The sequence below is a fragment of the Pseudomonas sp. genome (genome assembly GCF_037994325.1).
In the GTDB taxonomy this organism is placed as follows: domain Bacteria; phylum Pseudomonadota; class Gammaproteobacteria; order Pseudomonadales; family Pseudomonadaceae; genus Aquipseudomonas.
Genome location: NZ_JBBNAH010000053.1, coordinates 1 through 11,837, shown reverse-complemented (window position 1 = coordinate 11,837; position 11,837 = coordinate 1). Strand labels below are relative to the sequence as shown.

General features: G+C 56.7%; 9 protein-coding genes. All 9 read left to right on the top strand.

The window, feature by feature from the left end; translation table 11 throughout:
* On the top strand, positions 1-1,587 hold a 1,587-nt coding region (locus tag AAAB16_RS01715), incomplete at its 5' end, for a DNA gyrase C-terminal beta-propeller domain-containing protein (RefSeq protein WP_340661777.1).
* A gap of 102 nt (positions 1,588-1,689) precedes the next feature.
* A complete protein-coding gene (serC, locus tag AAAB16_RS01710) occupies positions 1,690-2,775 on the top strand; it encodes a 3-phosphoserine/phosphohydroxythreonine transaminase (RefSeq protein ID WP_340661779.1) in 1,086 nt (361 codons plus the stop codon).
* Entirely contained in the window at positions 2,775-3,869 is a 1,095-nt protein-coding gene (pheA, locus tag AAAB16_RS01705; RefSeq protein WP_340661776.1) for a prephenate dehydratase, read from the top strand. Before serC ends, pheA begins: the two co-directional genes overlap by 1 nt.
* A gap of 26 nt (positions 3,870-3,895) precedes the next feature.
* Positions 3,896-5,008, top strand: coding sequence for a histidinol-phosphate transaminase (gene hisC / locus AAAB16_RS01700; protein ID WP_340661775.1), 1,113 nt, complete (start codon positions 3,896-3,898; stop codon positions 5,006-5,008).
* 28 nt (positions 5,009-5,036) lie between these two features.
* Positions 5,037-7,244 (top strand): bifunctional prephenate dehydrogenase/3-phosphoshikimate 1-carboxyvinyltransferase, encoded by a 2,208-nt coding sequence (locus AAAB16_RS01695; protein ID WP_340661778.1) that lies wholly within the window; start codon positions 5,037-5,039, stop codon positions 7,242-7,244.
* Entirely contained in the window at positions 7,241-7,930 is a 690-nt protein-coding gene (cmk, locus tag AAAB16_RS01690; RefSeq protein WP_340661774.1) for a (d)CMP kinase, read from the top strand. Before AAAB16_RS01695 ends, cmk begins: the two co-directional genes overlap by 4 nt.
* Positions 7,931-8,054: 124 nt before the next feature.
* Complete coding sequence (rpsA, locus tag AAAB16_RS01685; protein ID WP_108098129.1) at positions 8,055-9,734, top strand: 30S ribosomal protein S1; 1,680 nt, start codon at positions 8,055-8,057, stop codon at positions 9,732-9,734.
* A gap of 155 nt (positions 9,735-9,889) precedes the next feature.
* On the top strand, positions 9,890-10,174 hold the full coding sequence (ihfB, locus tag AAAB16_RS01680) for an integration host factor subunit beta (protein WP_108098123.1): 285 nt from the start codon (positions 9,890-9,892) through the stop codon (positions 10,172-10,174).
* Positions 10,175-10,585: 411 nt separating this feature from the next.
* The gene (gmd, locus tag AAAB16_RS01675) at positions 10,586-11,671 is read left to right on the top strand and encodes a GDP-mannose 4,6-dehydratase (RefSeq protein WP_340661773.1); all 1,086 of its coding nucleotides are present in this window, start codon (positions 10,586-10,588) and stop codon (positions 11,669-11,671) included.
* Positions 11,672-11,837 lie beyond the last annotated feature (166 nt).

Here is an 11,837-nt window from a genome sequence, read left to right as displayed (position 1 = left end):
CGCTTGATCGCCGCCGCCTGGGAGTCCAGCGCCGTGGAGGCCATGGTCGAGCGCGCTGGCGCCGATTCCTGCCGTCCGGACGATCTCGATCCGCAATACGGCCTGCGCGAAGGTAAGTACTACCTGTCGCCCGAACAGGCCCAGGCCATTCTTGACCTGCGTCTGCACCGCCTGACCGGCCTTGAGCATGAAAAACTGCTGGCCGAGTACAAAGAGATTCTTGAGCAGATCGGCGAGCTGATCCGCATCCTGACCAGCGCCACGCGCTTGATGGAAGTGATCCGCGAAGAGCTCGAAGGCGTTAAAGCTGAGTTTGGTGACAAGCGCCGTACCGAAATTCTCGATACCCGCCTGGACCTGACCCTGGGTGACCTGATCACCGAAGAAGAGCGCGTGGTGACCATCTCCCACGGCGGTTATGCCAAGACCCAGCCCCTGTCCGCCTACCAGGCCCAGCGCCGTGGCGGTAAAGGCAAGTCGGCGACCGGCGTGAAAGATGAGGACTATATCGAGCACCTCTTGGTCGCCAACAGCCATGCCACGCTGCTGCTGTTCTCCAGCAAAGGTAAGGTGTACTGGCTGAAGACCTACGAAATTCCGGAAGCATCCCGCGCGGCCCGTGGTCGTCCGCTGGTCAACTTGTTGCCACTGGACGAGGGTGAATACATCACCACCATGCTGCAGATCGATCTTGAAGCCCTGCAGAAAACTGCCGGCGCTGACGACGATCTGGACGACGCCGAAGACGTGATCGAAGGCGAAGTGGTTGAAGCCGAAGAAGTGGCAGAGATCGAAGAAGTAGAAGGTGAGACCGCCGAGCTGGTGGCTGAGCCGACTGGCGAGTACATCTTTATGGCTACCGCCATGGGTACCGTGAAAAAGACCCCGCTGTCGCAATTCGCTCGTCCGCGTACCAGCGGCCTGATCGCCCTCAAGCTGAAAGAAGGCGACACCCTGATCGCGGCGGCCATCACTGACGGCGCCAAGGAAGTCATGCTGTTTAACGACGCCGGCAAGGTGATCCGTTTCGCTGAAAGCTCCATCCGTGTGATGGGCCGTGGTGCCCGTGGTATTCGCGGTATGCGCCTGGGCAAAGGGCAAACGCTGATCTCCATGCTGATTCCAGAGTCCGGCGCGCAGATTCTGACTGCCTCCGAACGTGGTTTCGGCAAGCGCACCGCCCTGAGCAAGTTCCCACGTCGCGGTCGCGGCGGTCAGGGCGTGATCGGTATGGTCACCAAAGAGCGTAACGGCAAGCTGATCGGCGCCATTCAGGTGCAGGGCGGCGAGGAAATTATGCTGATTTCCGACCAGGGCACCTTGGTGCGTACCCGCGTCGACGAAGTGTCGAGCTCGGGCCGTAACACCCAGGGCGTAACCCTGATCAAGCTGGCCAGCGATGAAATTCTGGTGGGCCTGGAACGCGTGCAAGAGCCTTCGGAAGTTGAAGGTGAAGCGTTGGTCGGTGAAGACGGCGAAGTGCTGGAAGGCGCTGAGCTGGAAGGCGCAGAGTTGGATCCAGCGTCTGAAGGCGTGGCAGATGATGCCGAGCCTGAAGTAGACGCCGACGCAGCAAGCGAAGAGTAAGCGGGTAGGGCGCGCCGTTCAGGTGGCGTGCCCGACGCCTGCACGAATGACAGCATGCACTGCCGCACCGTCGGCAGTGTGGGTGAACTGAGAGAGAACGACGTGAGCAAGCGAGCCTTTAACTTCTGCGCCGGCCCTGCCGCGCTTCCCGAAGCTGTACTGCAACGTGCCCAGGCTGAACTGCTGGACTGGAATGGCAAAGGCCTTTCGGTCATGGAGATGAGCCATCGCAGCGATGACTACGTGGCCATCGCTGAGAAAGCCGAGCAGGACCTGCGCGATCTGCTCGCTATCCCGTCGAATTACAAAGTGCTGTTTCTGCAAGGTGGCGCCAGCCAGCAATTTGCCGAAATTGCCCTGAACCTACTGCCCGAAGACGGCACCGCCGACTATATCGACACCGGTATCTGGTCGAAGAAAAGCATCGAAGAAGCCCGTCGCTACGGTAACGTCAATGTCGCTGCTAGCGCCAAGCCATACGACTACTTCGCCATTCCCGGTCAGAACGAGTGGCAGCTGAGCAAAGACGCTGCCTACGTGCACTACGCCAGCAACGAAACCATCGGCGGTTTGCAGTTCGACTGGATTCCGGAAACCGGCGACGTGCCGTTGGTGGTCGATATGTCCTCCGACATTTTGTCCCGCGAGCTGGATGTGTCGAAGTTCGGCCTGATCTACGCCGGCGCGCAGAAAAACATCGGCCCGTCCGGTCTGGTGGTGGTGATCGTGCGTGAAGACCTGCTCGGCCGTGCCCGCTCCATCACGCCGACCATGCTCAACTACAAAATCGCTGCCGATAACGGTTCGATGTACAACACTCCGGCGACCTTCTCCTGGTACTTGTCCGGCCTGGTGTTCGAGTGGCTGAAAGAGCAGGGCGGTGTCGCCGCCATGGAGCAACGCAACCGTGCCAAGAAAGAGCTGTTGTACGGCGCTATCGATGCCAGCGGCCTGTACAGCAACCCGATTGCGGTCAACGCCCGCTCGTGGATGAACGTGCCATTCCGCCTGGCTGATGAGCGTCTGGACAAGCCATTCCTGGCCGGCGCCGACGCCCGTGGCCTGCTTAACCTTAAAGGCCACCGTTCGGTAGGCGGCATGCGTGCCTCCATCTATAACGCTGTCGGTCTGGATGGTGTGCAAGCCTTAGTCAGCTATATGGCGGAGTTCGAGAAGGAGCACGGCTAATGACTGAGCATGAGTTAAAAGCCCTGCGGGTGCGGATCGACAGCCTCGACAAGAAAATTCTCGACCTGATCAGTGAGCGCGCCAGCTGCGCCCAGGAAGTGGCGCGGGTGAAAATGGCCTCGCTGCCCGAAGGCGAAAAGCCGGTTTTCTATCGCCCGGAGCGTGAAGCCTGGGTGCTTAAGCACATCATGGAACTGAACAAAGGCCCGCTGCCCAACGAGGAAGTGGCGCGTTTGTTCCGCGAAATCATGTCGTCCTGCCTGGCCCTTGAGCAGCCACTGAAAGTGGCTTACCTCGGCCCGGAAGGCACCTTTACCCAAGCGGCGGCGATGAAGCATTTCGGCCACGCGGTGATTACCGTGCCGATGACTGCTATCGACGAAGTGTTCCGCGAAGTGGCTGCTGGCGCAGTGAATTTCGGCGTAGTGCCGGTGGAAAATTCCACTGAAGGCGCAGTCAACAACACCCTCGACAGCTTCTTTGAGCACGACATGGTGATCTGCGGCGAAGTGGAGCTGCGCATTCACCATCACTTGCTGGTTGGTGATGTCACCAAAACTGACCGTATTACCCGCATCTACTCCCATGCCCAGTCGTTGGCCCAGTGCCGCAAATGGCTGGACGCCCATTACCCCAACGTCGAGCGCGTGCCGGTATCGAGCAACGCCGAAGCGGCTAAGCGGGTGAAGAGCGAGTGGAACTCGGCGGCGATTGCCGGCGATATGGCGGCGGGCCTGTACGGGTTGAGCAAACTGGCCGAGAAGATTGAAGATCGCCCGGATAACTCCACGCGCTTTTTGATCATCGGCAACCAGGAAGTGCCTCCGACTGGCGACGACAAAACCTCGATCATTGCCTCGATGCGCAACCAGCCGGGCGCACTGCACGAGCTGTTGGTGCCGTTCCATGCCAATGGCATCGACCTGACGCGCATCGAAACCCGACCTTCGCGTAGCGGCAAATGGACCTATGTGTTCTTTATCGACTTTGCCGGCCATCACCGTGATCCGCTGATCCGTGACGTGCTGGAAAAGATCAATCAGGAAGCGGTCGCACTGAAAGTGCTGGGTTCCTACCCCAAAGCAGTGCTGTAACCCCGTTGATTCTCTGAGGAGAACCCATGAGCAGTGATTTCCTCGCCCTGGCGCAGCCTGGCGTGCAAAAGCTTTCGCCCTATGTTCCCGGCAAGCCGGTGGACGAGTTGGCTCGTGAGCTGAATCTGGATCCTGCCAGCATCGTTAAGCTGGCCAGCAACGAAAACCCGCTGGGGCCAAGTCCTAAAGCGCTTGAAGCAATTCGCCAAGCCGCTGCGGAGCTGACCCGTTATCCCGACGGCAACGGCTTTGAACTCAAGGCCGCGCTGGCCGAGCGTTGCGCCGTGCAGGCCAACCAAGTGACCTTGGGCAACGGTTCCAACGACATTCTCGAGTTGGTCGCCCGTGCCTATCTGGCACCTGGCTTGAATGCCGTGTTCAGCGAGCATGCCTTCGCGGTTTACCCGATTGCTACCCAAGCAGTCGGTGCGCAAGCCAAGGTGGTGCCGGCCAAGGAGTGGGGGCATGACCTCGACGCCATGCTCGCTGCCATCGACGCCAATACCCGTGTGGTGTTTATCGCCAACCCAAATAACCCGACCGGCACCTGGTTTAACGCCGAAGCCTTGGCGCGGTTCCTTGCTGCCGTGCCTGAGCATGTGCTGGTGGTGCTGGACGAGGCCTATATCGAATACGCCACCGGTGGTGAGCTGCCGGACGGGCTCAACTATCTTGCAGCCAACCCGAACCTGCTGGTCTCGCGCACCTTCTCCAAGGCCTATGGCCTGGCGGCACTGCGCGTGGGTTATGGCGTGTCGTCGCCAGCCATTGCCGATGTACTGAACCGTGTGCGCCAGCCGTTTAACGTCAACAGCCTGGCTCAGGCCGCTGCCTGTGCAGCGCTGGCGGATGAACAGTATCTGGCTGATAGCCGCGCGCTGAATGATGCCGGCATGCAGCAACTGGAGCAGGGCTTTCGCGAGCTGGGTCTGAGCTGGATCGCCTCGAAAGGCAACTTTATTGCCGTGGATGTGGGGCGTGAAGGCTTGCCGGTTTACCAGGGCTTGCTGCGCGAAGGCGTTATCGTGCGTCCGGTGGCCAACTACGGTATGCCGAACTTTCTGCGCGTGACCATCGGCACTGCGGCGGAGAACACTCGCTTCCTCATTGCGCTGACCAAGGTGCTTGCTGGTGTCTGATGTTATGGCGGTGCCACAGCGCGCGCCTATCATCGAGCGCTTGGTAGTGATCGGCCTTGGTCTGATTGGCGGCTCGTTTGCCAAAGGCATGCGCGAAAGCGGCCTGTGCCGGGAAGTGGTGGGCGTTGACCTGGATGCCGAGTCGCGCCGTATGGCGGTGGAGCTGGGCGTGGTTGACCGCTGCGAAGCCGAGTTGGCCGCCGCCTGTCAGGGCGCCAGTGTGATTCAGCTGGCAGTTCCTATTCTGGCCATGGAGAAGTTGCTGGCGGCACTCGCCAAGCTCGACCTCGGCGATGCGGTGCTGACGGACGTTGGTAGCGCCAAAGGCAATGTGGTGCGCGCAGCGCGCCTGGCCTTTGATGGCTTGCCGGCGCGTTTTGTGCCGGGTCACCCGATTGCTGGCTCGGAGCAGAGCGGGGTGGAGGCCTCGAACGCTGAATTGTTCCGCCGCCACAAAGTCATTCTGACGCCGCTGGAGCAAACCGATCCGGTCGCGTTGAGCTTGGTCGATACGCTCTGGCGTGCGCTGGGTGCCGACGTTGAGCATATGGCCGTGGAGCATCATGACGAAGTGTTGGCAGCCACGAGCCACTTGCCCCATCTGTTAGCCTTTGGCCTGGTCGACTCCTTGGCCAAGCGCAGCGAGAACCTGGAGATTTTCCGTTACGCCGCTGGCGGTTTCAGGGATTTCACCCGGATTGCCGGGAGTGATCCGGTGATGTGGCACGACATCTTTCTCGCCAATCGCGAAGCCGTGCTGCGCACGCTGGACACCTTTCGCAGCGACCTCGACGCCTTGCGCGACGCGGTCGATGCCGGCGATGGACATCAACTCCTGGGCGTATTTACCCGCGCCCGGGTGGCACGAGAGCATTTCAGCAAGATTCTGGCCCGCCGCGCCTATGTGGATGCGATGCACAGCAACGACCTGATTTTCCTGGCTAACCCAGGCGGCCGCTTGTCTGGACGAATTCGTGTGCCGGGTGACAAATCCATCTCCCACCGCTCGATCATGCTGGGCTCCTTGGCCGAAGGTACGACCGAAGTGGAAGGCTTCCTCGAAGGTGAAGATGCCTTGGCGACCTTGCAGGCGTTCCGCGATATGGGCGTGGTGATTGAAGGCCCGCACCATGGTCGTGTGACTATTCATGGCGTCGGTCTGCATGGCTTGAAAGCACCTCCCGGTCCGATCTACTTGGGTAACTCCGGTACCTCGATGCGCCTGCTCTCTGGCCTGCTGGCGGCGCAGCCATTTAGCGCCACCTTGACGGGCGACGCATCGCTGTCCAAGCGGCCGATGAATCGCGTGGCCAAGCCGCTGCGGGAAATGGGCGCCTCTATCGACACTGCTGCCGAAGGACGTCCACCGCTGACCATCAACGGCGGCCAGCGTTTAAGCGGCATGACCTACGAAATGCCGATGGCCAGCGCTCAGGTGAAATCCTGCTTGCTGCTGGCGGGCCTCTACGCAGCCGGTTCCACCACCGTAATTGAGCCTGCGCCAACCCGCGACCACACCGAGCGGATGCTGCGTGGTTTTGGTTATCCGGTCAGCGTGGACGGCAACAGAGTCACAGTTGAGCCTGGCCACAAACTGATTGCCACCCATATTGAAGTACCTGCCGATATTTCCTCGGCCGCGTTCTTTCTGGTGGCGGGCTCCATTGCTGAAGATTCCGAATTGGTGTTGGAACATGTCGGTATTAACCCGACGCGTACGGGCGTTATCGATATCCTGCGTCTGATGGGGGCCGATATCACCCTGGAGAACCGGCGTGAAGTCGGTGGCGAGCCGGTGGCTGATCTGCGCGTGCGCTCAGCCAAGCTCAAGGGCATTGATATTCCTGAAGACCTGGTGCCGCTGGCTATTGACGAATTCCCCGTGCTTTTTGTTGCGGCTTGCGTCGCTGAAGGCCGCACCGTCCTACGGGGAGCGGAGGAGCTGCGGGTGAAAGAGTCCGACCGCATCCAGGTTATGGCTGACGGCTTGCTGGCGTTGGGCGTAAAAGTCCAGCCAACTCCGGACGGCATCATTATTGACGGTGGCAGTATTGGTGGCGGCGAAGTGCATAGTCATGGTGACCACCGTATCGCCATGTCGTTTAGCGTTGCCTCGTTGCGCGCTACGACGCCGATCCGTATTCACGATTGCGCTAATGTCGCCACCTCGTTCCCCAACTTCCTCGGCCTGGCCGCGCAGGTTGGCATTCGTGTAGCTGAAGAGGGTAAGTCATGAACAATCAGGCGCCAGTTATCGCCATCGACGGCCCAAGCGGCTCCGGCAAGGGCACCATTGCCAGCCTGCTAGCCAAGAAGCTGGGGTGGAGCTTGCTGGACTCCGGCGCGCTTTATCGCCTGCTGGCCTTTGCTGCGCGCAACCATGGCGTCGACCTCACCAACGAAGAAGCACTCAAACTGCTTGCCGCTCATCTGGATGTTCAGTTTGTCGCGGCCGCCAATGGCCAGCCGCAACGCATCATTTTGGAAGGCGAAGAAGTCACTGACGCCATTCGTAACGAACAGATCGGCGCCGGTGCGTCGCAGGTCGCCGCGCTAGGCGCAGTAAGGGATGCATTGCTGCAACGGCAGCGCGCGTTCCAGGAAATGCCGGGGCTGGTGGCGGATGGTCGCGACATGGGGACCGTCGTGTTTCCTGATGCCCCGCTTAAGATATTCCTTACTGCCAGTGCGGAAGAGCGAGCTCGACGCCGGTACTTGCAGTTGAAGGCCAAGGGCGACGATGTTAATCTTGCGAGTCTGCTAGACGAGATTCGCTTGCGCGATGAGCGCGATACCCAGCGTACGGTGGCACCGCTGAAACCAGCGGCTGACGCTATTCAGCTGGATTCCACCGAACTCTCGATTGAGCAGGTGCTGGAACGAATTCTGAGTGAAGTCGCCAACCGCGATCTCGCCGGATGACAAAGCAGGTCTGCAGGGAACCCAGTCTCTATCCCGCAGCCGGCTTTTAAACTAACGAAACCCACGTTGTCTGGAATGTGGATGCTGGGCGGGTTTATCCGTCCTAGATCAATCAGGAATTAACATGAGCGAAAGCTTTGCAGAACTTTTTGAAGAAAGCCTAAAAACCCTCGACATGCAGCCGGGCGCCATCATCACCGGTATCGTTGTTGATATCGACGGTGACTGGGTTACTGTCCACGCCGGTCTGAAGTCTGAAGGCGTCATCCCGCTCGAGCAGTTCTACAACGACGCTGGCGAGCTGACCATCAAGGTCGGTGACGAAGTACACGTTGCGCTGGACGCGGTTGAAGATGGCTTTGGTGAAACCAAGCTGTCCCGTGAAAAAGCCAAACGTGCAGAGTGCTGGATCGTTCTGGAAGCGGCTTTCGCAGCTGAAGAAGTGGTTAAGGGCGTTATCAACGGTAAGGTTAAAGGCGGCTTCACTGTCGACGTTAACGGCATCCGTGCGTTCCTGCCAGGTTCTTTGGTTGACGTTCGCCCAGTGCGCGACACCACGCACCTCGAAGGCAAAGAGCTGGAATTCAAAGTTATCAAGCTCGACCAGAAGCGCAACAACGTTGTCGTTTCCCGTCGCAGCGTCCTCGAAGCCGAGAACTCCGCAGAGCGTGAAGCTCTGCTGGAATCCCTGCAAGAAGGCCAGCAAGTCAAAGGTATCGTCAAAAACCTCACCGATTACGGCGCATTCGTCGATCTGGGTGGCGTGGACGGCCTGCTGCACATCACCGACATGGCTTGGAAGCGCATCAAGCATCCATCGGAAATCGTCAACGTTGGCGATGAGATCGATGTAAAAGTGCTGAAGTACGATCGCGAGCGCAATCGTGTTTCCCTGGGCCTGAAGCAACTGGGTGAAGATCCATGGGTTGCTATCAAAGCTCGTTACCCAGAAAGCACCCGCGTAACTGCCCGCGTTACCAACCTGACCGACTACGGCTGCTTCGCTGAGCTGGAAGAAGGCGTTGAAGGTCTGGTGCACGTTTCCGAAATGGACTGGACCAACAAGAACATCCACCCGTCGAAAGTCGTACAAGTTGGCGACGAAGTGGAAGTTATGGTTCTGGATATCGACGAAGAGCGTCGTCGTATCTCCCTCGGCATCAAGCAGTGCAAAACTAACCCGTGGGAAGATTTCTCGGGTCAGTTCAACAAAGGCGACAAGATCTCCGGCACCATCAAGTCGATCACCGATTTCGGTATCTTCATTGGTCTGGATGGCGGCATCGACGGCCTGGTTCACCTGTCCGACATCTCCTGGAACGAAGTAGGCGAAGAAGCTGTACGCCGCTTCAAGAAAGGCGACGAGCTGGACACCGTGATCCTGTCGGTTGACCCAGAGCGTGAGCGTATCTCCCTGGGCATCAAGCAACTGGAAAGTGATCCGTTCTCCGAATACGTTGCTACCAACGACAAAGGCGCGATCGTTCGCGGCACCGTCAAAGAAGTAGACGCCAAGGGCGCTGTAATCACCCTGGCCGAAGGCATCGAAGCTGTACTGAAAGCCTCCGAAATCAGCCGCGATCGCGTTGAAGACGCCCGCAACGTGCTGAAAGAAGGCGAAGAAGTAGAAGCTAAAATCATCAGCGTTGACCGTAAGAGCCGCGTAATCAGCTTGTCGGTTAAGTCGAAAGACGTTGAAGACGAAAAAGAAGCCATCAAAGAAATGCGCAAGCAGGAAGTTGAAACTGCTGGTCCGACCACCATCGGTGATCTGATTCGCGCACAAATGGAAAACCAGAACTAAGTTCTGAGCTTCCATTAAGAAAAAGGGCGACTTCGGTCGCCCTTTTTTGTTTTTGAATTCAAGGAGCTGCAGCGCATTAGGGGCTGTTCAAAGCGCTTCGGTCATGCTAAAACCTTTGCAAGCTGATCTAGTCGCTTGAAAACGAAGGGAAAATCATGACCAAGTCGGAACTGATCGAACGCATCGTCACGCACCAAGGGCTCCTCTCCCCCAAAGATGTCGAGCTGGCCATCAAGACCATGCTTGAGCAAATGTCCCAGGCCCTTGCTACGGGAGATCGTATCGAGATTCGCGGCTTTGGTAGCTTTTCCCTGCACTTCCGCGCGCCTCGGGTAGGGCGTAATCCCAAGACGGGGCAGTCGGTTCGGCTGGATGGGAAGTTTGTTCCGCACTTTAAGCCGGGCAAGGAGCTGCGGGATCGGGTTAACGAGGATGAGTAGTTAGCGTCGCTGTGTTTATTGACTTTTGCGGTGCTATTCGAAAGCAGAAGCTATATGTGCTGTTTTTCACTATTGGTTCTTCTATCGCTTCTATAACTCGCAATAATTTTCTAATATAGCACCCCTATTGCGCGCGATGTTGAGGATGCTGTGTTGGCAAAATGCCATCTTTCAATTCATGCCTTAAACACAGAATGTCGCAGTTTGTACTTATGTTACAGATTTGACTTGCAGGGTTAGCTATTTTTTTGGTTTCTCAGTTCTGTCTCCTCGAATGAGGATGTGGGTTGTAGATGTAAAATAATACAGAAGCGAGCCAAGTGTTCCTTCTTTGATTGGCTCAAGTCGAACTGGATGTCATTGGAAGTTAATCCAAGTCGACAATATATAGAAATTCTAAGGTTTATTAAAATGAGCAAAGTTGCGTTAATCACCGGCATCACTGGGCAAGACGGCGCCTATCTTGCTGAGCTTCTCTTGAAGAAAGGCTATGTAGTACACGGTGTAAAACGACGCTCTTCACTGTTCAATACCGATCGTATTGATCATCTGTATCAAGATATTCATGAAAAGGAAGTTCGCTTTTTCCTCCATCATGGCGATTTAACTGATTCAACAAATTTGATTCGCATTGTTCAACAGGTCCAGCCTGATGAAATATACAATCTTGCAGCAATGAGCCATGTTGCGGTTAGTTTTGAAACACCAGAATATACGGCCAATGCAGACGGTATAGGCACACTACGGATTCTGGAGGCAATACGTATCCTTGGTCTTGAAAAGAAAACCAAGTTCTATCAGGCCTCAACCTCAGAGTTGTATGGGTTGGTGCAGGAAACCCCGCAAAAAGAAACCACTCCGTTTTACCCACGAAGCCCTTACGCTGTAGCGAAACTCTATGCGTATTGGATTACTGTGAATTATCGTGAGGCATACGGCATCTATGCATGTAACGGAATTTTGTTTAATCATGAAAGTCCTGTTCGCGGGGAAACTTTTGTAACGCGCAAAATAACCCGAGCGCTTGCGCGCATTAAGCTCGGTCTTCAAGATTGTCTTTATTTGGGTAATCTAGACGCCTTGCGCGATTGGGGGCATGCAAAAGATTATGTGGAAATGCAGTGGTTGATGCTGCAGCAAGAAGTTGCAGAAGATTTTGTAATTGCAACAGGTGTTCAATTTAGCGTACGCGATTTCGTGGATCGCGCCGCGCGAGAGCTAGAAATCAATATTCGCTGGGAAGGTACTGGCGTCAATGAGAAGGGCTACGACGAGCAAGATAACTGTATTGTCGCGGTAGATGAGCGGTACTTTAGACCTACGGAAGTTGAAACCCTGTTGGGCGATCCTAGTAAAGCTAAAGAAAAGCTGGGTTGGGAGCCTAAAATCACTTTTGATGAGCTCGTGAGTGAGATGGTTAGAGAAGATCTCAAATCCGCTGAGCGCGATGAATTGGTCAAGCGGCATGGTTACTATGCCAATGAGTATCACGAGTAAATAGAGCCGGTTGACTGGCTAACAACATAAGCCCTGGTTTTTGGTGGTGAGGCCGCTATCAAAGATTAATAAATGTGTACTCATGACCGACACCATCAAAAAGTCACTTGCCGCCACTTTCTCCTCAAGAATTTTGGCGGCAGGCTTAAACATCATAGTGGTCCCC